The sequence below is a fragment of the Niallia circulans genome, from assembly GCF_007273535.1.
In the GTDB taxonomy this organism is placed as follows: Bacteria; Bacillota; Bacilli; order Bacillales; family Cytobacillaceae; genus Niallia; species Niallia circulans_B.
Genome location: NZ_RIBP01000001.1, coordinates 1402706 through 1426738, shown reverse-complemented (window position 1 = coordinate 1426738; position 24033 = coordinate 1402706). Strand labels below are relative to the sequence as shown.

General features: G+C 36.8%; 20 protein-coding genes, 1 pseudogene and 1 other annotated feature. Of the genes and pseudogenes, 15 read left to right on the top strand and 6 right to left on the bottom strand.

Annotation, left to right across the window (positions count from 1 at the left end; translation table 11 throughout):
- Positions 1-545 precede the first annotated feature (545 nt).
- Complete coding sequence (locus CEQ21_RS07880) at positions 546-1961, bottom strand: hypothetical protein (RefSeq protein ID WP_185764007.1); 1416 nt, start codon at positions 1959-1961, stop codon at positions 546-548.
- 312 nt (positions 1962-2273) lie between these two features.
- On the opposite strand from CEQ21_RS07880, the pseudogene CEQ21_RS07875 reads away from it, so the two are divergent.
- A pseudogene (locus CEQ21_RS07875) lies at positions 2274-3035 on the top strand (MerR family transcriptional regulator).
- A gap of 60 nt (positions 3036-3095) precedes the next feature.
- Here the strand turns inward: CEQ21_RS07875 and CEQ21_RS07870 are convergent.
- The gene (locus tag CEQ21_RS07870; RefSeq protein ID WP_144457741.1) at positions 3096-3419 is read right to left on the bottom strand and encodes an iron-sulfur cluster biosynthesis family protein; all 324 of its coding nucleotides are present in this window, start codon (positions 3417-3419) and stop codon (positions 3096-3098) included.
- Positions 3420-3629: 210 nt separating this feature from the next.
- Here CEQ21_RS07870 and CEQ21_RS07865 point away from each other — a divergent pair, with 210 nt between their 5' ends.
- A complete protein-coding gene (locus tag CEQ21_RS07865; protein WP_185764006.1) occupies positions 3630-4589 on the top strand; it encodes an NAD(P)H-dependent flavin oxidoreductase in 960 nt (319 codons plus the stop codon).
- Between the two features lie 72 nt (positions 4590-4661).
- On the opposite strand, the gene CEQ21_RS07860 is transcribed toward CEQ21_RS07865, so the two are convergent.
- Positions 4662-5432, bottom strand: coding sequence for an SDR family NAD(P)-dependent oxidoreductase (locus CEQ21_RS07860; protein WP_185764005.1), 771 nt, complete (start codon positions 5430-5432; stop codon positions 4662-4664).
- A gap of 254 nt (positions 5433-5686) precedes the next feature.
- On the opposite strand from CEQ21_RS07860, the gene CEQ21_RS07855 reads away from it, so the two are divergent.
- The 3 genes from CEQ21_RS07855 (at position 5687) to CEQ21_RS07845 (ending at position 9016) form a co-directional block, all read left to right on the top strand.
- Positions 5687-6172, top strand: a complete 486-nt coding sequence (locus tag CEQ21_RS07855; RefSeq protein WP_328593463.1) for a MarR family transcriptional regulator — start codon at positions 5687-5689, stop codon at positions 6170-6172.
- A 3-nt stretch (positions 6173-6175) separates the two neighbouring features.
- Positions 6176-6388, top strand: a binding site (T-box leader).
- 45 nt (positions 6389-6433) lie between these two features.
- Positions 6434-7681: a tyrosine--tRNA ligase gene (tyrS, locus tag CEQ21_RS07850; RefSeq protein ID WP_185764004.1), complete on the top strand. Its 1248-nt coding sequence runs from the start codon at positions 6434-6436 to the stop codon at positions 7679-7681.
- A gap of 387 nt (positions 7682-8068) precedes the next feature.
- A complete protein-coding gene (locus tag CEQ21_RS07845) occupies positions 8069-9016 on the top strand; it encodes a cation diffusion facilitator family transporter (protein WP_185764003.1) in 948 nt (315 codons plus the stop codon).
- A 47-nt stretch (positions 9017-9063) separates the two neighbouring features.
- On the opposite strand, the gene CEQ21_RS07840 is transcribed toward CEQ21_RS07845, so the two are convergent.
- The 3 genes from CEQ21_RS07840 to CEQ21_RS07830 form a co-directional block, all read right to left on the bottom strand.
- Complete coding sequence (locus CEQ21_RS07840; RefSeq protein ID WP_185764002.1) at positions 9064-9792, bottom strand: YwmB family TATA-box binding protein; 729 nt, start codon at positions 9790-9792, stop codon at positions 9064-9066.
- A 117-nt stretch (positions 9793-9909) separates the two neighbouring features.
- A complete protein-coding gene (locus tag CEQ21_RS07835; RefSeq protein WP_185764001.1) occupies positions 9910-11331 on the bottom strand; it encodes an NAD-dependent malic enzyme in 1422 nt (473 codons plus the stop codon).
- Between the two features lie 343 nt (positions 11332-11674).
- The gene (locus CEQ21_RS07830; RefSeq protein ID WP_185764000.1) at positions 11675-12157 is read right to left on the bottom strand and encodes a hypothetical protein; all 483 of its coding nucleotides are present in this window, start codon (positions 12155-12157) and stop codon (positions 11675-11677) included.
- Between the two features lie 362 nt (positions 12158-12519).
- Between CEQ21_RS07830 and CEQ21_RS07825 the strand changes: the two genes are divergently transcribed.
- From CEQ21_RS07825 to CEQ21_RS07780, 10 genes are all read left to right on the top strand, one after another.
- Positions 12520-13947: a right-handed parallel beta-helix repeat-containing protein gene (locus CEQ21_RS07825; protein ID WP_185763999.1), complete on the top strand. Its 1428-nt coding sequence runs from the start codon at positions 12520-12522 to the stop codon at positions 13945-13947.
- A 213-nt stretch (positions 13948-14160) separates the two neighbouring features.
- Positions 14161-14610 carry a helix-turn-helix domain-containing protein gene (locus CEQ21_RS07820; protein ID WP_185763998.1) on the top strand — a complete coding sequence of 150 codons (450 nt, stop codon included), beginning with the start codon at positions 14161-14163 and terminating at the stop codon, positions 14608-14610.
- 344 nt (positions 14611-14954) lie between these two features.
- A complete protein-coding gene (locus CEQ21_RS07815; protein WP_185763997.1) occupies positions 14955-15341 on the top strand; it encodes a MerR family transcriptional regulator in 387 nt (128 codons plus the stop codon).
- A gap of 43 nt (positions 15342-15384) precedes the next feature.
- Positions 15385-16716, top strand: a complete 1332-nt coding sequence (locus tag CEQ21_RS07810; RefSeq protein ID WP_185763996.1) for a hemolysin family protein — start codon at positions 15385-15387, stop codon at positions 16714-16716.
- Between the two features lie 44 nt (positions 16717-16760).
- The gene (locus tag CEQ21_RS07805) at positions 16761-17810 is read left to right on the top strand and encodes a hemolysin family protein (RefSeq protein ID WP_185763995.1); all 1050 of its coding nucleotides are present in this window, start codon (positions 16761-16763) and stop codon (positions 17808-17810) included.
- 20 nt (positions 17811-17830) lie between these two features.
- Positions 17831-18508, top strand: coding sequence for a zinc metallopeptidase (locus tag CEQ21_RS07800; RefSeq protein ID WP_185763994.1), 678 nt, complete (start codon positions 17831-17833; stop codon positions 18506-18508).
- A gap of 215 nt (positions 18509-18723) precedes the next feature.
- Entirely contained in the window at positions 18724-19893 is a 1170-nt protein-coding gene (locus tag CEQ21_RS07795; RefSeq protein WP_185763993.1) for a pyridoxal phosphate-dependent aminotransferase, read from the top strand.
- Positions 19894-20011: 118 nt separating this feature from the next.
- The gene (locus CEQ21_RS07790) at positions 20012-20686 is read left to right on the top strand and encodes an SOS response-associated peptidase (RefSeq protein WP_185763992.1); all 675 of its coding nucleotides are present in this window, start codon (positions 20012-20014) and stop codon (positions 20684-20686) included.
- Positions 20687-21659: 973 nt separating this feature from the next.
- Entirely contained in the window at positions 21660-22163 is a 504-nt protein-coding gene (locus CEQ21_RS07785; protein ID WP_185763991.1) for a lasso peptide biosynthesis B2 protein, read from the top strand.
- Positions 22164-22174: 11 nt separating this feature from the next.
- Entirely contained in the window at positions 22175-23986 is a 1812-nt protein-coding gene (locus CEQ21_RS07780) for an ABC transporter ATP-binding protein (protein WP_185763990.1), read from the top strand.
- The last annotated feature ends 47 nt before the right edge of the window (positions 23987-24033 follow it).

The following is a 24033-nucleotide window of genomic DNA, read 5'->3' as shown; positions in this document are numbered from 1 at the left end:
TTATTTAGGTGCATTTATGGAGAAAAACACGAAGAAATGGTGAAAATTTATTGAGTTTCAGGAAAAGCACGAAGAAATGGTGAAAAAAATTTGCGGTTTAATAAAAAAGTATTTCGTTTAGAGCATATATTAGGAGACGTCCGTATATCACGTAGAAACTTGTTTTCTTGATTTAGGTAGCATTAAACCGCAGAAAACACAAAAAAGAGCTTTAATAACAGTTTATTTTTACTGAAGTACAAAAAAGCACGAAGAAATGGTGAAAAAAATCATGTGTTTTAAAAAAGCACGATAAAATGGTGAAAAAAAAGAACGGTTTTATTATTAATTTCCTTTCGTGAAAAAAGCACGACAGAATGGTGAAAAAAAATCACCGGTTTTTTGTACAAAAAGAGTTTTAAAAAAAGCACGACAAAATGGTGAAAAAAATTTGTGGTACAAATGAGGAAAAAAGCACGAAGAAATGGTGTAAATTTTTTTATATCTAACTTTAAGAGAAGATAAAGAGCACCCCAAGTGTTAAGGCAATGGGAATGCTCTTGTTTTTATGTTTCTAGGAATAACACCTTTTGATGCTTAGCATCAATTAAATCCTCCGCTTCATGCTCCGTGATAGGAAGGAACTCAATATGGAACACATCATTCACTCGCCGGAAGCTTTTTATTGTTACATGGTTTTCCACCAATTCATGAAGTGAGTTTTCCACTTTCGTTAAAGCATCCTTTTTTCTTGTAGGTAATCGTAGACGCCTAGTAAAAAAGGCGAGAGGGTAGGCGATACCTTTCTTTCGATCAATGGAGTCATCAAGAAGGGAGTTTTTCGCAAATCGCTCTTTTTGCAGAATGAATACAATATTCTCAGATAGTTCAAGCTGGAAATTCTGAATTTTATCACTATATATTTTCGTCACTTGGTTATCGATATACCGCTGATGCATGAATTCATTTATTTTAATTTCTGCTTTTGTTTCTGCTTCATCTAAATAAGTTATATGGTCAAAAAGGTCAAATATATACTTTTTGCCATCATCAGCCTTAATGTCAAAGCTAAGATGCTTAAGCTTTTCGAGGCGTTCTCTTATTCGCTTATATTCCTTAACACCTCTGGAGGAATACATGTTTTTAACAATGTCGCCAATATCGACATAAATTTTTTGTTTTTCTACAAATTCATAATCTCTTCTGGAAAGAATAAAGTTAAATATCTCATAATCCATTGGAGTCAAAGCGATTGAATTTTTTTCTTCAATCAATGTTTTGCCAAGAAGTGTTCGGATAGACAAATTACCATCTTCATAAATTTCAGCTGTTACACTATTTTCAACAGCGAGATCCTCGTGAAAATCCATGAATTTGGTTCTGCCTGTTTTTCCTGGCAGGGGAAGCTCGCTGAAAAGATCATTTACTTCTTTAACAATTCGGTTAAAATCACCGCCAAACTCTTCAATTACAAGGCTTGTTACGGTTATGATGGAGTCGATTTTTAAAGTGTTTTTAATTTGGTTTTTGGTTTTGTCTTTAATATATTTATAATCTGACAAGAGCTTTGTATCATCATTGACCCATTTATCGACTTCGCTTAAGCGATCAGCAATTAAGTCCTTGATATCTGTAACATGGTAATTATTTGCTAAGTCAATAAATCCTTTCTCAATTCCTTCACGGATGAATTTTACTTCAGCCATCAATTCCTTCGGATTTTTGCTTGTTTTGTTTATGCTTTTAATTAGAGCAGAATGCCAGTTTTTCTTCGTTCGTTTAAACTTATCTCGATAATAGAGAGAGCGCAGCTCTTTTAAGTTCCTTTGCCTGCCGGTTTCTGGCTCAATTAGTTCTTCAAAAAAGATGACAGCTAAAAATTCTCTAACATCATCGCCTATTTTGCTGTTATATAAATCCAGAAAGGATGTTCCCAAACGTTCAAGTGTTGCGTCTACTAGATAGTTTTTTGGTAAGGCCAATAATACCAACTCCTTTGTTGCTCCCATAGCTCTATTATAAACCGCAATGTTTGCTCGCCTCAATTTAATTTAAAGAAATGTGCCAGATCCTTGTTGTGTAAATGTTATAAAAAATGAAATAGTTATAGAGATATATATTTCCTGCAAAGTAACACAGGCAATACCATAGTCTAACCCATTTTATTATACACAAAAATGATGAATAGGCTCAAGGGTAGAAATATAACACAAAAAAGTACCTTATTTACCACTTGAACCTCCAGTAACGTCAGGATTTATAATAGAAACATACTATTTATGGGATATGTGTAAATGAAAGGGAAAGAAAGCTTTGCTATCGGAGAATTTTCGGCTAAATCCGGCATATCTATTCGCACTTTACATTATTATGATGAAATTGGCTTGTTGAGGCCAGAAAAACATCCTATATTTGAACACCGTATATATAAAAATCAAGATATAGTTACCATTCAAAAGATTACAAGCTTGAAATTTTCAGGTTATAGCCTAGAGAGTATCGCCAGTTTATTAAGGGAAGCAAGTTTTACTGTTAGTTTAAATGATACTTTGCAGCTTCATTTACAAGCGCTGGAGGAAGAGAAGGAAAAAGTGGAGCAGTCTATCCATGCCATTAAAAGAGTGGTCTCCTTACTGGAGATAGAGACTGAAATTGACAGCAGCGTATTATTTACCTTAATCCAAGCTATTAAAACAGAACCTCTTTAAAAAGAGCGGCTGGAAAAAAATGAATTAGCAGATATAGGGGAAAAACTTTATCAAAAATCAGAAAAACAAATACAGGATCTTGATAAAACTTATATTCAATTGGCGAATGAATTGAAGCTACTCTACGGTAGACCGGTAGAGAATCCAGAAGTACAGAGAATGATCACTTCCTATTTAGAAGCGTCATTTGCATTTCTCGGGGAGGACCTACTAGAAAATTTGGCTGGTGTCGATCTGGAAAACATAAATATCGATGAGCTTGAGGAGCTGACGCATTCTCCGTTTACAAAGGAGGAGGAAAAATGGCTGCAAGAAGCCATCATCTATCATATGGGGCTTGAAGAATAGGTAGGTGTGGAAGATGGTGCCCATAGAAAAAAACAGTGGGAACTTAGGCTCCCACTGTTTTTAAGCTTTCACTTTATTTTTCACATCGAGTCTAAAGGTATAAATTTGGCTCGCACCAACCAAGCGGAAGCCTTGGCCTTCATTGTAGTCTAATTTTAAATCCTCGTTAATGTGACTGATTGTCATCTTATCAAGATATAAAACAATTCCATTGTCCTCGAATTTTGTATCTTCTTCTTTTTTATGATCGATAGCAAGGTCATAATTATACGTGTAGCTGCAGCCGCCACTGAAAACACTTGTTAGTTTAAATGCAGCATCCTCTGGCTGATCATATGAACGCAGTTTTTCAGCTGCTTTATCTGTTATTGTTAGCTTCATCATAATCGCTCCTTCACCTAAAGAAACATGTAATTGGATTATAAGAATAATTATAGTTCAACAGAACTGTTTAATACATTAATCTGCCTGAAATTGCTTTATATTAATCTTCCCAGTCTTGAATCTTTAAAGCATCATAAAGTGCAAATAGAAGCGGGCTTAATTAGTATTATGCTAAAATGAACGTAAATTTTAGCATAGGGAATGGTAAGTATGAAAACGAGAATAACGGATTTACTGAAAATTGAGCGCCCAATCATTCAAGGTGGCTTAGCTTATTTAGGTAATGCGGAGCTTGCGGCTGCAGTTTCAAATGCAGGGGGTCTTGGTCAGATTACCGCAATGACATTGAACACACCAGAAAGACTGAGGGTTGAGATTCAAAAAGTACGGGAGCTGACAGATAAGCCTTTTGGAGTCAATTTTGCGATTGGTTCCTATAATGGTGTGTATATGGAGCTTTTGGAAACGGCAATAGCTGAAAAAGTGAAAGTCATTTCCATCACAGGAGGTAATCCACAGCCTATTTTAGAGCGAATTAAAGGGGAAGGTATTTTATCACTTGTGCTCGTTTCAACTGTCAGACAAGCACTTAAAGCAGAGCTGCTAGGAGCATCTGCTGTCATTGCAGTTGGGCAGGAAGGCGGAGGACATATTGGCAAGGATGATATTGGCACAATGGTTCTGATTCCCCGAGTTGCAGAGTCGGTCTCAATCCCTGTTATTGCGAGCGGTGGAATTGGCGATGGAAGAGGTTTTCTGGCCGCATTAGCGCTTGGTGCACAAGGAATTGAAATGGGAACACGATTTATAGCGACATCTGAATGTGTCGACGCTATTCAATCTTATAAGGCTGCACTTGTAGAAGGTACAGAAATGGACACGGTTGTGATAAAACGTACATTTGGTACTCCAGGAAGGGTCTTAAAATCAGCTTATACGTTAGATATCATTGAAAATGAAAGGCAAGGAGCTAAATACGAGGATTTAAAGGATAAGATAAGCGGTAAATCCAATTTAAAATATATATATGACGGAGATCAAATAAATGGATTTGCATGGGCTGGACAGGTAATTGGGTTAATTAATGATGTGCCATCAGTTAGAGAATTGCTGGATAAAATTATGAAGGATGCGACAGAAGGAGTGGAACGTCTTCAAAAATATATGTAAAGGATAAATTGGCTATCAAAGGCCAGCCTACAAGGAAACGAAAGGGGATGCCATAATGGCATCCCCTTAAATTTAAGCTGATGTAGCACCTTGTCCACCGTCTATACGGTAGTAAGATCCGGAAATGAAGGATGCATCCTCTGATGCTAAAAAGGCCATCAAGTTAGCAATTTCTTCGGCTGTAGCATAACGTTTCATTGGTACAGAAGCTTCAAACTGCTCTTTTGCATTATCTTCATCGCCAGGCATAGCATTTGTCTCAATAGATCGCATCATTTGCGTATCAACACCAGATGGAGCTACTGCATTAACACGAACATTATATGGAGCGCCTTCAAGTGCTGCTGTTTTTGTTAGACCAATAACGCCGTGTTTGGATGCAACATAAAGACCCATTCCTGGAGCTCCAAGAAGTCCGCCATTTGAAGCAGTATTAACAATCGCACCGCTTTTCTGTTCATTCATTACCTTAAGTACATACTTGAGACCGTAGAAAACACCTTTTAAATTAACATTGATAACTGCATCAAAGTTTTCTGCTGTTTGATCCACTAAATTAGCAAATTTGCCGTTAATTCCAGCGTTATTAATGAAAACATCAATGCGGCCATAATGTTCTTTTGTTGCTTCAACAAAGCTTTGCACATCTTCTTCAACTGCAACATTTCCTTCTAGCAAAAGAATATGATCACTAGTGATTTCTGCTGCTACCTTTGTTAAATTTTCTTTTTTTAAGTCAACTAACGCAAGTTTTGCACCTTCGTTAGCAAACTTTTTAGCAGCAGCGATACCGATACCCCCGGCAGCTCCTGTTATTAGAACAACTTTTCCTGAAAAACTCATCCCAAAATCCCTCCAGAAAATAAAAAATTTTTTTAAAATTAACACATATCTTATTATAAAACTTTTCGCATTACGAATCATCCATTTTGCCTAGGGATTGATTTCTTGATTTCTATCTTTTATCACAAATACAAATAGCTTAAACAAAAAATATTGCATTCATTGACTGAATCTGATAATATCGTTTCAAAGCTAATGATTATGAAAATTCAAAGAGGTGGTTCGATATTTATTCATTTGATGAAAAAGGGGAATTGCTTCCTGAAGAAGTGGACACAATCAATCGAATCACTAATATTCCGATTGAGTCTTTAAACCTTGATGCGATAGCAGTAGTTACTAACATTTACCGAGTTGCCCAAGGGTTGAGAAATAAAATGGAACAAGAAGTGTTATCAGGATATGGCCTATCGTGGACCGCATTTTCTATGCTTTATGATTTGTGGGTATGGGAGTCGATCGAAACAAAGAAATTAGCTGAATCAAACGGTGTTTCGAAAGCAACAATAAGCAATATTACAAAAACACTTGAGAAAAAAGAGCTGTGCTACAGGAAAACTGACATGAGGGATAGAAGAATTACTTATGTCGCCATAACAGATAAAGGCAAGCAAGTGATGGGGGAGTTGTATCCACGCTTTCATATTGGTGAAGTAGATCTTGTTGCTGGTATGTCAGTGGATGAACAAAAATACATGTCAGCATTGCTTAGAAAAGTAATCCGTGAAAATAATTTTTAATAGAGAAATGCAATGAAAGGAAACCCAGTAGTAGTTATCTCCCTGTTGACAGAGAGTCGATGGTTGGTGCAAATCGACACAAAGATAACACGAATTACATTCCTGGAGCTGTCTCTGTGAAAGCAAAGACCGGGCGAGCCGTTAATCGATTGAGTGAAAGGACAATTATGTCCTTTAATAAGGGTGGTACCGCGTGCAAGAAACCACGTCCCTTTTTTGGGGATGTGGTTTTTTTATATTTTCATTTAGGAGGAATTTGAGATGGAGAAGTTAATCGAACAATTGACAAAGGAACAACAAATAGAAGTAAAGCGACAAATGACCCTTTACAGTCAAGGAGTGCAAGAGATTATTCCGACAGAAGAGCTTGAAAGGAAAGTAGCAAAATCTATTTTGGAAGATAAGCCGCTGAAAATTAAGCTGGGTCTCGATCCATCAGCACCAGATGTCCATTTGGGTCATACAGTGGTACTTAATAAAATGAGACAATTCCAAGAAAATGGTCATACGATTCAATTAATTATCGGAGATTTTACAGGGAAAATTGGTGATCCGACAGGCAAATCGATTGCTAGAAAGCAGCTAACAGATGAAGAGGTCAAGCATAATGCCAAAACCTACTTTGAACAGTTCGCCAAAGTTATTGATATGGAGAAGGTCGAGCTTCATTACAACTCGACCTGGCTCTCTAAGCTAAACTTTGAGGATGTTATTCAACTCGCAGGAAAAATCACTGTAGCAAGATTGTTAGAAAGAGATGATTTTGAAGAAAGAATGGCATTTAATAAACCTATTTCCTTACACGAATTTTTCTACCCTTTAATGCAGGGCTATGATTCAGTTATTTTAAAATGTGATATTGAACTTGGTGGAACAGACCAGCACTTCAACATTTTAATGGGGAGACATTTTCAAGAAAAGTACGGAAGTGAAAAACAAATAGCCTTACTAATGCCATTACTAGAGGGTCTTGATGGTGTTGGAAAAATGTCCAAATCAAAGAAAAACTACATTGGCATTGATGAAAGCCCACAGGAAATGTACGGTAAAGCAATGTCTATTCCAGATGAATTAATGGGAAAATACTTTGAACTAATAACAGATTTGAAACCAGCTGAAATTAAAGACTTGAAAGACCGATTAGAAGCAGGCACACTTCATCCGAGAGATGCAAAAATGCTCCTTGCCAAGACAATTGTTAGAATGTACCACGGAGAGGAGGCAGCAGAGAAAGCAGAACAGCATTTTATCTCTGTTTTCCAGCAGGGAGCAATGCCAGAAGAAATTCCAGCAGTTCAATGGGAAGGAGATACCGAAATATCCTTAATTGATTTGCTCGTTAAATTGAAATTATTAAGCTCTAAAAGTGAGGCTCGCAGGATGATTGAAAACAAAGGGGTCAAAATAAACGGAGTTAAAGCTACTGATACAAAACTACAGGTTGCAATAAGGAACGGTTTAATTCTACAAGTTGGTAAACGTAAATTTATAGAAATTAAAACAGTTTAACATGAAGGAAAGAGGTGCGATGATATATGCGCTTCTTTCTTTTTTTCCAAATGAAACATTTATTAGGGGTTGATCGTCTCATGAAGTATAAAGAGGAAGGAGAAATTAACATGAGAAAAAGTGTGTTGTTATCATTAGTCGTCATTATTTTATCTTTGACATACTGTTTCAGCAACAGTAACAGAGTCACTTAATGAATTATTGGCATCAAGTTTAAATAAAAAGAATTAGGGAAAAGTAATATGAAATTACTTTGACTTACAGTTTTTTTAGCTGTATCCTATATATGAATAGATGCTCATATAAACAAATAAAAGATTTTCAATTAGGCTTGTTCGCTTATGTTATTAGAAATAAGCGGCATAATGTAATCAGGAGGGGATTTACATGGGACATAATCATAGTCATAGCCATGGACATAGTTCAAATAAGAAGGTACTGCTGCTCTCTTTTATCATTATTACGAGTTATATGCTTATTGAGGCTGTTGGAGGCTTTATTACAAACAGTCTTGCCCTTTTATCAGATGCAGGCCATATGTTAAGCGACTCCATCTCTTTAGTGATTGCGCTCCTTGCCTTCCAGTTAGGTGAGAAGGCAGCAAGCTTTAACAATACGTATGGGTTTAAGCGCTTTGAAATTATCGCAGCTATGATTAATGGGGTAACATTAATAGTCATTTCGCTATATATCATTTATGAGGCAATTGGCCGTTTTGCTAACCCTCCAGAGGTTGCCACAACAGGGATGCTGATAATCAGTATTATTGGCTTATTGGTTAACGTGATTGTTGCTTGGATTATGCTGCGCGGCGGCGATACAGAGCATAACTTGAATATGAGAGGAGCCTTCCTCCATGTGATAAGTGACATGCTCGGGTCTGTCGGAGCAATTATCGCAGCCATTTTAATTATGGTATTCGGATGGGGTTGGGCAGATCCCCTTGCCAGCGTTATTGTGGCTATCCTTATATTGAGAAGCGGTTATTTCGTTATGAAGGATGCCCTGCATATACTGATGGAAGGAACACCACAGAACATAGATGTGAAGGAAGTCATTGCAGTATTAGAAAAGACAGATGAAATACAAGGAATTCATGATTTGCATATTTGGTCCATTACGAGTGAACTAAATGCCCTTTCCTGTCATGCCGTCGTGGCCAATGACTTAACAGTTGCCGAAAGTGAAAAAATCCTGCGACATCTAGAGCATGAACTCGAACATATTGGCATAACACATATGACTATTCAATTGGAAACAGGAACTCATAATCATGAGAATACCATCCTTTGTCAGGCGAAGACAAAGCCTGTGCATGCCCATCATCATCATTGATAAATGCTGAAACGAGATGTCTAAATTAGACATCTCGTTAACTTATCCTAATATTCTGAAGTAATGATAGGCGTTCCAATCGTAACATCTACTTGATCTGTTGAGTCACTAGTCGCTCTGTATGCAATATGTAGATTCATATATTCATTGTCACCAATAGATAGTTTATTTTCCCATCTTTTCGTATAGGCAGACAAGGATACAAAGTTTTCCTCCTTGAGGCTTTGAACTTCTTCTCCTGAAAAGCTAGCCAAAACTTTGGATGCTTCTGAATATAAGGATTGATTTATATTGGCAGTTCCTTGAATAGTGTAAAAGACGGAATAATCCTCTATTTTTTGCTTATATAAGTTATAAATTGCGGGCCATTTACGTTCATTCCACTTACCTTTTATATCATATGTAATGCTTAAATTGTATTTGCCATTTTGAGAGTAAATAGTAATTAAAGCCTTTTCTTCTTTCAATCCTAATTTCGATGACTTCTTTTGTCCCTCAATTTTAAAATAATCCTTCTCTGCTTGTTTTTTGGACCATGTATACTCCTTTTCCGTTTTCATATAAACTGCTACAGCTTTATCAAGGTCGCTCATTTTAGTAAATTGTTTAATTGGCTCTTTGATATACATAGACCAAGTGTTTACTTGTATATTGTTTTGAACAGCGATTTTTGTTATTTGACTTAATTCATTATCCTGATAAAAAGCCTTTGTTTCTTTTGTTGTTATAGTAACTAATAGTAAAAAGCATATAACCATTAATATTGTTTTTTTCATCGTCTCAACTCTCCCTTATAAAAGCAGGATAACCAAATGGGAGAGTATTTATACTAGATTAATATTTAAATATAAAAGGCTGTCAAGTAGGTCCTGACAGCCTGAAATTATTACAGTTTATTTATTTGAGTTCGGTATTTTCTTTGCCACACCTGTTTCAACAGCTGCCTTGACGACTGCATCGCGAATTTTATCTACTACTTTATTGTTGAATACAGACGGGATAATATAGGATTCGCTTAATTCCTCGTCAGAGACGGTCGAAGCAATTGCTTCTGCAGCAGCTAATTTCATGGCTTCATTTATTTCACTTGCCCGGCAATCTAATGCACCGCGGAAAATGCCTGGAAAGCAGAGCACATTATTGATTTGGTTAGGAAAATCGGAGCGTCCTGTTGCCATTACTCGTACATGAGGGGATGCCAAATCAGGATCAATTTCAGGAACTGGATTTGCCATGGCAAATACAATGGCGTCTGCCGCCATTTTCTGAACATCCTCCACCTTCAAAGTACCCGGGGCAGAAACACCGATAAATACATCGGCTTCACCTATTACGTCTGAAAGGCTGCCTTGGAGGTTTGCTGGATTTGTCATTTCTGCATATGCCTGCCAATGGGGGTTGCTGTATTCTCCGCCGCGATAAATGGCACCATTGCGATCAACACCGATGACATTTTGGACACCTGCAGCTAAAAGGATTTTGGTGCAGGCAATTCCTGCTGCTCCAATTCCATTAATGACTACTTTAATATCTTTGACGTTTTTTTGGACGATTTTCAAAGCATTAAGCAAACCGGCATAAATGGCAACAGCCGTTCCGTGCTGGTCATCATGGAATACAGGGATATTCAATTCTTGCTTCAGTCGTTGTTCTATTTCAAAGCAGCGGGGAGAGGCAATGTCTTCAAGATTTATTCCTCCAAATGTAGGGGAAATCGATTTGACAATGCGAATGATTTCCTCTGTGTCTTTTGTATCAAGGCAAATCGGAAATGCATCGACATTTGCCAACTGCTTAAACAGCATCGCTTTCCCTTCCATAACGGGCATGGCCGCTTCTGGACCGATATCACCAAGTCCAAGCACTGCTGTTCCATCTGTGACAATCGCCACCGTATTGCTTTTCATGGTGAGAGAATAAACCTTGCTTGGATCGGCATGTATCGCTTCACTGATGGCAGCGACTCCAGGTGTATAAACCCTTGACAGGTCATCACGGTTTTTAATCCGAACCTTTGGCTTCATTTCAATCTTGCCGCCTAAGTGAAGAAGAAAAGTACTGTCAGATACATTGACAATATTAACTCCGGCTAAATTGGAAATGGCACTCACTACCTGTTGGCCGTGATTGTTATTGTGAACCCGGACGGTTATATCTCGAACAGTACTGGTTTTGCTTGATGATATGACGTCAAGCCCGATAATATCTCCAGCTTCATCTCCGATTACATTTACGATTTCCCCTAAAGAAATAATACTAGTCTCCAACTGTATGCGAATAATAATATTCATGCTAGCTCCGCTCGGTATTGACATCAAATCCACTCCCATTAAGTATTAAGTGTTATAAGCCAAACATATGAAACAGGCAATAGCAGAAGTAATCAATAGAGTGTGATTGTTCCAGCAATAAGGCTTAAAATAAAAAAGCTGCTTATCAAACCAGTTCGTAAATCAGCTCCCTTCAAAACTATCCATTTTGCTGAAAATAAACAAAGAGTCTTTCTAGCTATGAGAATAAAAGCTAAAAATAAGAACAAAAATGTTAACTTTACACTACATTAAAATAATAATGTAAGCGCTTAAAAAACGCAAATGATATTCCTATAAAGAAGGTTATAAGTATGACTATCAAACAATTAAATTGGAATTATAGTGATTAGCACCAAACAATAATTTTATAAGGGGTAGTTTGTGCTGGAATACTTTTTGTAGTTGGACCATAAAGAACGATAAGATTTCGGTTTATCGGCAGCTTGGAAAAGGGTTGACCATTCTTTAAAAGTACTGGGGTGCTTGGTGATAAATTCAGCTTCAGACTTCCATCACTGCTTACTAAATTACTATTAAAATAGTCTGCTTTAACATTTTGATAAGGAACCTCCTTCGCAATTGCCAGTGCTTGGTACTGGGGGGGATAAATAAGTGGAACAGGGGCATTACCATCATAAAATCCAGTTATACGATCGCCAGGCTGCACAATCATATGGTCGACAAAAAAGGTGGAGGGGCTTACGATAAAATTGACAATCCCGCCTGAACTGTCCTCGATAGCAAAGATTTTATAACAGCCATCATTTTCTCCGGTATGATAATCACCTATACTTCTGACAATGCCTTGATGGGAATAAAATTTGATCATTATTACTACCTCCATTTCTTAATAACTAATGGAAAAACATCCTACTTATATGATGAAAACCCCTTTATAGTTACCCAGAACAACACATGTTTTCGTATATATTGAAAAATGGCTAGCTAAACAAATATCGTACATAGAACAAAAATATTTTTATGCTGGGAGATGTCATTTTATTACTGATTTAATTCATTATTACAGGCTGGGCTACAGAACATATAACATGTCTATAGAGATTGGCATTGTGTGATCTATTGTTAATGCTTATGTGGTGTAATTAACGAAGAGTTACAATAACCTTCCTTGCCAAACGACGGATCTTCCTTCAAGATAAAAAGCGAAGCATATTAAAGGAAAAGGACGTTATGATGAAAAAAATATTATTACTATTGGCAACTATTATCGCTGCTGTCTGTCTGTTCGTTTATTTACAACAGGATGACACAGACACAGAAGAACAAGAAACAAAGGTAGCAGCAGCTAAACAGACACTTTATGTAGCAGAAGATGGGGAAGACGAAAATGCGGGGACCATTGAGGAACCATTCAAGACATTGGAAAAGGCGAGTTTAGAAGCTACTCCTGGCACTACTGTATATATACGTGCAGGAACCTATTATGAGGCGTTAGATGTGAACCATAGTGGAACGAAAACAGACCCAATTACTTTTGAAGCGTATAAGGGAGAAAAAGTCATTATCAGTGGTGAAAATATGGAGGATGTAGAGGAGGACACTGCTCTCGCATCTATTATCGATAAAAGCTATATTACTCTAAAAGGGCTAACGTTTTCTGACTTATCTACAAGGCTTGCAGATGAAACGGTCATCGGAATATATGTTGCAGGAAACAGCAGTCATATTACGATTAAGGATAATACGGTCCGAAATATAAAAACATTACATGATGATGGAAACGGTCATGGGATTGCCTTTTATGCGACCAAAGCTATGAAAGACATAACAATAGAAAATAACCTTGTAGAAAATTTAAAGCTTGGTGCGAGTGAAGCGCTTGTTTTAAACGGAAACATTGATGGATTTGTTATTTCGCATAATACTGTCCGCAACAATGATAATATTGGAATTGATATGATTGGCTATGAGGGCACAAGTGAAGAGAATGATTATGTTCGAAATGGAACGGTCAGTCACAATATTGTGTCCAATAATACATCATATGGAAACCCTGCTTACGGAGAAGACTACAGTGCTGGGGGAATTTATATTGATGGTGGCAGGGATATTACGGTAGACCAAAATACTATCTACAATAATGACCTTGGGATTGAAGCAACGTCTGAACATCTTAAGAAATATGCCATTAATATTGATATTACCAATAATACTGTATATGAAAATAATTATACGGGGATTTCAATTGGCGGTTATGATACGGACCGAGGAGGCACAAAGGACTCGACTATTTCTAAAAATATATTGTACAAAAATGATATCAAAGGTTTGGACGGCGGACAATTAATGCTGCAGCATGATACGAGCGGCAATAAAATCGAAAAAAATATCCTTTCCTCAAGTGATAACGGAATATTCATTGTTAATTATTTCACTGCTAATACAAAAAATTCTCTCGCAAGCAATATCTATGATAAGGAAGAGGAGAAGGAGCCGCTTTGGGTTTGGAAAAACGAAGAATATACAAGCATTACTGACTTCCAAGATGCAACAAATAGTGACAGTAATTCCATGTATATGGATCCTGATTTTGTTGATGCAGACAGTGGTGATTTTACGCTGAACGCTGACTCTCCTGTGAAGGAAATTATTGAATAAATCCTATTAAAGTTAATGCGTAGACCTGTTATGCATTAACTTTTTTTCCGTATATCTTATAAATGGTTTTTCTTTAGTTTCCTGTATTCACTTATAAAAAACAAAGGAAAATCAAGGTGCAACCATAGGTTGCACCTTGATGCGCACAGAACTATCTTTACTTTGTTACTAATTTTACTAATATAAAAAATGTAAAGGCAGGCGAACGAGAAGATGATTTTTGGTGAGCGTTTGAAACAAGAACGTGAAAAAAAGGGATGGTCTCAGCTTGAACTCTCTGAGAAGATTCATGTTAGCCGTCAGTCTGTTTCAAAATGGGAAACTGGCAAGAACTATCCCAGTATTGAAATAATCATTCATTTAAGTGATTTATTTGGCGTTACAATCGATGAAATGCTAAGGAGTGATGAAGAATTGAAGGACAAAGTGATTAAAGATAGTAAGAAGCTCGCATATCCAAAGTGGAAGGTGTTCTTTGAGAGCATCTTTACAATTGGTGTTCTGTTAATGGTTGGAAAAATTGTTATTATGCTGTTCAATTATTTTGATTGGACAAATATAAGTTTAGAAGGGTTGCCAACAGGAACTTCATTCCTACCTTTAGTGTTAATGCTTGTTGGTGGAATTGGAGCAGATCAGCTGAAAAATAAATATATAGATTAACCGAAAAATATATAAAAGTTATTGTTAAGGAGCTTGCACTCCATTTTCACATAAAGACTGGAAATAAGTATTTTCAGCCTAAGATAGAGGCTGTGACAAAAGTATATGAACCATTGGGAAAACCGAACTAATAGTTCGGTTTTTTAGTTTTAATACACCAATTTTTACATACATATAAAAATGGCAGAAAAGTAAATGATTACAGCATAAGCTGGTAAAAATAAAAAGCAATAATTATTGAAAACGAAAACCGTAACGTTATACTGTACAGTTTTTATAAAGCATGTTATCATTATATATAAATAATAACGTATAGAAAGGGTGAGTAATTTGGGGAGGCGTTATTGCGTATCGGAAAAGTGGCGGAATTAAGCGGTTTATCATCGAGGACAATTGATTATTATACTCAAATTGGGTTGCTGGAGGTACAGCGGTCTTCCTCTAATTACCGCTTATATCCAGAGGACGTACTTGAAACACTGGAAAGAATTAAAATTCTAAAACAGCAAAGAATGTCCATGGAGGAAATTAAGGAAGTACTCCACTCAGAATTTTCAGGTGACATCGAACCGATTATTTGCGATGTACAGGATGAAATAAACTGTTTACAAAAAAAGCTGTCTATTCTTGAAGAAAAACTAAAAAATGTACCGCCAGAAGAGAAACTGAAGGTATATAAACGTATTGAACCGAAAATGACAGCAATTATGACGCTGTTAGCATTGTTATAACTATTTTTTTACGGAGGTGAATCCCTCAATTTGAGGGAACTGATTGGACATAATTACTCTTACAAATCTGTTCATACTTGTAATCTTGATCGTGCTTACGGCATTTTTCGTCGGCTCTGAGTTTGCGGTCGTTAAAATTAGAATGTCGCGAATCGATCAGCTGATTGCAGAAGGGAACAAAAAAGCAGTAATGGCAAAAAAAGTGGCCGGTAATCTCGATTATTACCTCTCAGCCTGTCAGCTAGGTATTACGGTGACAGCATTAGGACTTGGTGCACTAGGAAAACCTGCAATAGAACGGATTCTATACCCGGTGTTTGATTTGTTGAATGTGCCTGGGTCTGTATCTTCAATCGCTTCCTATGCGATTGCATTTATCCTAGTTACTTTCTTGCATGTTGTCGTCGGTGAAATGGCGCCTAAAACTTTAGCAATTGAGTTTCCAGAAAAGCTAACATTGATGTTATCAGGACCATTGTATTGGTTTGGTAAAATCATGTACCCATTCATTTGGGCGTTAAACGGTGCGTCTGGAAGAATTCTGCGAATCTTTGGTGTTAAACCTGCAGGACACGAGCATGCCTACTCAGAAGAAGAGTTGAAGATAGTCATGGCACAAAGCTATCAGGGTGGAGAATTAAATGAGACAGAGCTTGAATATATGGAAAATGTCTTCGCCTTTGATGAGCGTGTTGCAAAAGATATTATGGTGCCAAGGACATCTTTAATTACATTGGATCAAGAGATGAAAAGAGAAGAAATCATTAAAGTATTGGATGAGTTTAATTATACACGTTACCCAGTAACAATAGATGGTGATAAAGACAATATCGTCGGAATGGTCAACATCAAAAAAATGTTATCCAATATGGCAACAGGTAGGAACCGTCAGCTCAAGGAATTTATCCGTGACTTACCAATTGTATTAGAAGTTACTCGAATTCAGGATATTTTGTATAAAATGCAAAAAGAAAGAATTCATATGGTATTAGTCATTGATGAGTATGGAGGTACATCTGGAATCTTGACAATGGAAGATATTCTGGAGGAACTAGTTGGCGAGATTAGGGACGAATTTGATGCAGATGAAGTGGAAGATATTCAAAGCATCGGAGAATATCGTTATATAGTAAATGGCCGAGTATTACTGGAAGACTTGGAAGAGCAATTTGGCATCAGCTTTGATGAAAAGGAAACGATTGATACAATCGGAGGCTGGATGCAGTTTCAGTTAGTTGATAATGTTCAACTGGATGATCAAGTCGAATATGGTAAGTATGTATGGACAGTCACCGAAATGGATAATTATCAGATTAAGCAAGTTACATTGACACGTTTAGAATCAAGTGAAGATGCTATTGAAGTTCTTAACTAATCAATTAATTAGCAAGAAAAACTTTATTAATAGGAGCGCATGAATTGGACGGATTTATAGTATTAAATTTGTTTTTAGTAGCCGTATTTATTGGATTGACTGCATTTTTTGTTGGTGCTGAGTTTGCGATATTGAAGGTAAGGATGTCACGGATCGATCAATTAATAGCAGAAGGTAATAAGAAGGCTTTGATAGCAAAAAAAGTTGCTCAAAATCTCGATTTTTACCTGTCTGCCTGTCAGCTGGGAATTACAATAACTGCATTAGTACTTGGTGCATTAGGCGAACCTACAGTAGAGAAAATGCTTCATCCTCTATTTGAAAGGTTTAATGTTCCAGAAGCTTTAGCAACAGTGCTGTCTTATGCGATCGCTTTATCAGTCGTTACATTTCTCCATGTTGTGCTTGGAGAGCTAGCACCTAAAACATTGGCCATTCAATATGCTGAAAAGATGACGCTTATGCTTGCGCCACCATTATATTGGTTTGGTAAAGTAACTAAGCCTTTCATAGCTGCTTTAAACGGCTCTTCCCGTGCTCTTCTTCGAATGTTTGGGGTAAAACCAGCTGGTCATGAATCAGTCCATTCTGAGGAAGAATTAAAGCTGATTGTTACACAAAGCTATGAAAGTGGCGAAATCAACAGAACAGAGCTGGAGTACTTGGAGAATATCTTTGCATTTGATGAGCGAATTTTAAAAGATATTATGATACCGAAAGAGCGCATTGTTTCTGTAGAAAAAGGCATGCCATTTGCGGAATTAATTACAATTTTGGATGAGCATGAATATACGCGATATCCTGTTACCGAAAACGGAGTATTTATCGGGTTTATTAATACAAAAGAAATGCTGACAAATATTGTTGCAGGAAGAGAGCTTAAGTTGGAAAAGTTCATCCATAAACTCCCAAGTTTTATGGAGACAGCTCCTATTAAGGACGCTCTTTTGAAAATGCAGCAAAGCAGCACACATTTAGCCATTGTGAAAAATAAGAACGGTCAAACAGCAGGTATTGTTTCGATGGAAGACATATTGGAAGAAATCGTCGGTGAAATTGGAGATGACCTTCTGGATGCTGTACCGGCTAAATAAAAGGAAAGGGAGAGGGAAATATGTTTCTTATCTATTTTTTGATAATCTTGATTGTCCCTATATTTGCTCAGCTTCGAGTGAGAAGCGCATATAAAAAATACTCAAAAGTTAAGACGTCTTCACATATGTCTGGCAGAGAAGTTGCCAGAAGAATCCTAGATTCTAATGGTTTATATGATGTATCTATTGAAGAAACAAGAGGAGTATTATCAGACCACTATGATCCACGCTCAAAGGTAGTTCGTCTCTCTTCTGACAACTATCATGGCCAATCTGTGGCAGCAGCAGCGATTGCTGCCCATGAGGTAGGCCACGCAATTCAGGATCAGCAGGAATATGCTTTCCTGCGTTTCCGACATGCACTTGTTCCAGTTGCAAACATCGGTAGCAACTTCTCTTGGATTTTGATTTTGATTGGAATGCTTGCTGGCTTAAGCAACTTTGTATTGCTGGGAATCGTGTTTATGGCAGCAGCGGTAATATTTCAGTTTGTGACATTGCCAGTTGAGTTTAATGCTTCCAGCAGAGCTATGGATGAAGTAGTCAGCCTCGGAATTATTCGTAATGACGAAGAAAGAGAAACAAAAAAAGTTCTAAACGCAGCAGCGTTAACATATGTAGCAGCAGCAGCTGTTGCTGTCCTTGAATTACTTCGATTAATCCTTATATATACAGGAATGCAAAGAAGCGAAGATTAATAAGCGAAAGCACCTACCCTTAACTGGATAGGTGCTTTTTTGTTATGTAACAATCAGTTAGACACAATATAGAGGGACGTAAAACTAGAGGTATTTTTCGATTATAAAAATAATTATTAATTAATAACAGTGAATATGGTAGAATCTAATAAATATAAGATTGAATATTATGAAAATTAAATAAGCAGAATGATTCCATTCGGGAAGGAAAGGCAATGAAGGATTTATCAAGGAAGATTCAAGGAATTAAAGCTGCTAAAGTTAGACAGATGTATGAGTTGTCACAAGGCTTGGAGGATGTAGTCAGCTTTGTAATAGGGGAGCCTGAGTTTGACACACCCAAAAACATTATCGATGCCGCAAAGAAGGCAATGGACAATGGCGAAACACACTATACGCCAAATGCAGGTATACTTCCTTTGCGTGTTGCAGTTAGCAAACATTTTCAAGAATTCGATAAGGTCAGCTACAATCCAGAGGATGAGATTTTTATCACAGTTGGAGGAATGCAAGGCTTATTTTTATCATTGTTAATCCTCACTAATCCAGGTGATGAAGTGATTGTTAGTGATCCTTGTTATACAAATTATTTTGGTATGATTGAAATGAATAATGCTGTGCCTGTAACGGTTCCTGTATTTGAGGAGGAAGGCTTTAATTTCACAGAAGAACGCTTGAGGGAAGCGATAACGCCGAACACAAAAGCAATTATTCTAAACTCTCCCTCGAATCCGACAGGCGCAGTCGCTAGCAGGGACACGATGGAAATGATTGCTCGGCTTGCGATGGAACATGATATATATGTCATTTTTGATGAGGTATATAAATATTTGACGTATGATGAGCCTTTCTATAATATTGCAAGGATTTCCGGTATGAAAGACAGGACAATTATTATTGATTCTGTATCGAAGTCGTTTGCAATGACAGGGTGGCGGGTTGGTTATTGTCTGGCTCCCAAACCAATCATTGCCCAAATGCAAAAAATCCAAGAATTCATGCTGTCCTGTGTAAATACACCAGCGCAATATGCTGCGATTGAGGCATTAACAGGGCCAACGGATGCCTATACCTACATGAATGAGCAATATAAAGAGCGCAGAAGCATCATGGTGGAACGGATTAATCAGATAGATAAGATATCGTGTCTAATGCCAAAGGGAGCATTTTATGTATTCATGAACATAAAGGAAACAGGGCTAAGCTCTGATGAGTTTGCACTTAAGCTTTTACACGAACAGCATGTAGTCGTTTCGCCTGGTGACTGCTTCGGAACAATGGGAGAAGGGTATGTGAGGCTCTCATATGCTTCGTCTGTTGATAATATCCATAAAGGCTTCGATAGGATTGCGAAGTTTATTCAAAATTTAACTGCCAAAGTTTAATACACTAAGCTAGGAACAATCTGACTTTGCTCCTAGCTTTTATTCGTTTACATAATAATATATTACTTTTTGCTTGTTTCGGCGAAACTATAGTAAAAGATATAAAGGAGTAATGAATATGTGCGGCAGATATTCCTTAATAAGTGAGCTTGACTTTCTACAAACTGAAATGAATTTCGAATTTTACGAGGAAATTTCACCAAGATACAATATATCACCAGGACAGGATATTCTCGCAGTTGGTTATAACTATGGACGCAGGGTTGGGAGTTATTTACGATGGGGCCTAGTCCCATTTTGGGCAAAGGATGAAAAAGTAGGCTATAAACTAATTAATGCTCGCATGGAGAGTATTGACGAAAAGCCATCCTTCAGGCAAGCCTTTCAAAGTAGAAGATGCTTAATTATTTCTGATGGTTATTATGAGTGGAAAAAGACAGAGGACGGAAAACGGCCTTTTCGATTTGTCATGAAGGACAGTAAACCATTTGCCTTTGCAGGTTTATATGAGGTGTGGAAAAAAGGAGACGGTACAAAGCCGCTTGCGACATGCACCATTGTTACCACAAATGCTAACGAAATAACAAAGGATATCCATGACAGGATGCCAGTGATATTAAAGCAGGAGGACTACAATCAGTGGCTTAATCCAAGAATGGATGATTATCAACAACTAAAACAGCTGCTCGTCCCATACGACACAGAAGCAATGATAAAATATGAAGTTTCAACACTTGTCAACTCTTCGAAAAATGAAGGAGAGATATTAACTGCTCCACGTAATAGTGAGTGAGAGTAAAAATATTGCATTTAAGTAAAAAATACTAGGAGCATTTAAAGTAAAAGTCCTAAAAAGATTGACAATAATCGCAACAAACAGCTGAAGGTATAGGGATTTTTGTGATGAATTGATAAGGTTAAGTTGTCAGGGGAAGTTTGAGATAAGCATTTGTAAAAGAAAGTGATAAAGTAGCCAGTAATCACTAATGATCAGAAAGTTTGTGTAAGATTTGCTTCCTGTTTTTAGTTTATGGGAATAAGATGTGCTTTTAATTAAACAGGATAAATTGCCAATTATTTCTGAGAAACTAGTCCTTGGGTAGTGTTACCTTTTTGGGCACTTTGCTGCGTTATACAGACCGGGAAATATCATAACTCCTAGCATACCCCTAAGTGCCTGGGAAAGGGCGTTGTAAGTGTTTTGTGGCAACGTCAGTAAGAACGGTAGGCATTAAAATTCTGTCTGTAATAATGATCTGTTTTACGAACGTTAAGTACAAGGTCTTAAAGGCTGGCAATTCCCAACAAGCAAATGTTATAAATGCTTATCTCTCCATCCCCTTACAACCTTAATAAGCCTTGGAATGAGAACATGTCTTCCTCCTTTTAACAGTTTCCCCTTTTGGGAACTGTTTTTTTGCTTTAAACGCCAATAGAGCTGTTTTAATAATCAAAAGCGCTTTCTAAAGTATTGAATTTTCTGATTAGGTATATAAAGTAAAAAATAGGGTAAAATTTCCTATCGAAATCTATCTAAAAAGAAGTTAAAATAGCAATAAGTTCTTTATAAAGAACGTTTTGTTATTAGTGCTAAAATAACACCAGGCAGCACCTAATAGTATAAAAAAGTACTTTTTCTTACATAAGGATATATTATATTATTCGTTAAATGCAAAATTTGTTCTTATAAAAGAATGTTTTGATAGAAAAAGATGGGGGATTTTCTAAAACAGCATAGTAGATTTATTTCAGATGAATAAGAAAGGATGTTAGGAGTGTTTTCTAAAATAAAAAAATTTATGCAGTTAAATATGCAAAGAAGAACTCTTTTAATAGAAGCATTTTTTTATTTGGGAAGGGCAAGGTACTTGAAATTATTGCCTTTTGAAAAGGTAGCACCTTCTTTAGGAGAACAGTCTACCGAAACATCAATCAGTTCATCTGTACATGATCAAATGATAACAGACGTATCTTATGCAGTGATAACAGCAAGTAAGCATACATTTTGGGATAGCAGTTGTCTCGTACAGGCAATTGCAGCAACTAGAATGTTAAATAAAAGGAAAATAGAAAGTACACTTTATATGGGAATAGCAAGGGATGAGGATGGGAGTATGATTGCGCATGCATGGGTGCGCAGCGGTTCATTATTTGTTACCGGTGCTGAAACGATGAACCAATTTACTGTTGTGAAAACTTTTGCCAAGGGTCCTTATTATCAAAAGGGCATAAGCAGTAAAGGCGAAAACCATCGAAAAATGGAAAATTAGGAGTATATTTTATGAATAATCTTTTGCTTTTTCTCAAGAAATTGGTTGAGGTCACTGGGAGAAAGATTTATCTTAACTTTTTTTTGAGCCTATTAATTAGTGCGTTAGAGGGTATAGGTATTTATTTATTAGTACCTATGTTAGCTGTAATTGGAGTATTTGATATGCAAATGGATAATGTATTTCCGATAAACTACATCATGAAAGGGATGGAGAAAATACCTTTTGATGTTAGCATTTCATTTGTGCTTATCTTGTATTTTTTCTTGATAACAGGTCAAGCACTTCTCCAGAGATATCAATCAATTACGAACACATGGATACAGCAAAATTTCATCAAAAAATTAAGGTTAGATTTGTATAAATCCTTAAACGGCGCAAAATGGGAGTTCTTTATTGGTAAAAGAAAGTCTGATTTCAACTACATATTAACAACAGAGATTGCAAGGGTAGGGTCTGGGACTCATAGTGTAATCCAGTTATCCAGTCTGATATTTTTCACCTTAATACAAGTAATGCTGGCCTTTTTATTATCTCCGTTACTTACTGTTATTGTACTAGTAAGCGGGACAGTATTAGCGATTTATATGAAAAAGTTTTTGAAAGGCTCAAAAACACTTGGCAGAGAAACAACTGATTTAATGAATGAATACTTTGGTGGTATAACCGACCAATTTAATGGCATTAAGGATATGAAAAGCAATATGCTAGAAGAATCTTATTTCCATTGGTTCCGAGGGAAATCAAATGCGATTGAATCTAATGTTATGAAGTTAGTCAGACTTAGTTCAACATCAACACTAGCCTACCGTATAGCTGCAGCCTTACTTATCGTAATGTTTGTGTATGTATCACTTAACATGATGCATATTGCCAATGAAAAAGTAGTTCTTATTATTCTTATTTTTTCTAGATTATGGCCCAAATTCACATCTATACAAACTAACTTAGAACAGATTATTGCAATGCTGCCTGCTGTAGAAAATGTGTTAAATGTACAGGAGGAAAGTCAGAAGCAGCAAGAATTTAAAATCAGCAGTCAAAAAAACCACCATAAAAATCAATATTATGATGGTGTAATAGAATGCAAAAACATTAGCTACCGTTATGATACAAGTCAAGAGATAATGGCATTAACTAATATTGATATTTGTATCCGGAATAATGAAACAACTGCCATTGTAGGGAAATCAGGGGCAGGAAAAACAACACTAGTTGATATGATTATGGGCTTGCTAAAACCAGAACATGGACAGGTGCGAATTAATAATCAGCCGTTAAATGATGATAATTTACTTACCTTTAGAAGTTCTATTAGTTATGTTTCTCAGGATCCATACTTGTTTCATACAACACTCAGAGAAAATTTACTTATGGTGCGGCCTGATGCCTCAGAAGCAGAAATATGGGAATCTTTATCTTTTGCCGCAGCAGCTGAGTTCGTAAAGAAACTGCCCTTAGGTTTGGACACTGTAATTGGCGACAGAGGAATGAAGCTTTCTGGAGGTCAGCGACAGCGGATCATACTAGCTAGAGCAATATTAAGGAAACCTTCCATCCTTGTATTGGATGAAGCCACAAGTGCACTTGATAGTGAAAATGAGAAGAAAATCCAGGAATCAATTGACCTCCTCAAAGGGAAAATGACAATAATAATTATTGCTCACAGGCTGTCTACCATCCGTAATGCAGACAATGTTATTGTGCTGGAGGATGGAAAAGTAATTCAAGAGGGGGCGTATCAACGCTTGTCTCAGTCTCAAGGTGCTTTAAGAAACTTGTTGAATACACAAGAATTGGCTTTAAATCAAACCTTAGCATAAGCATTCGTACTTTGTTCATTGATGGTGAAAATTAATAATTGCGTATG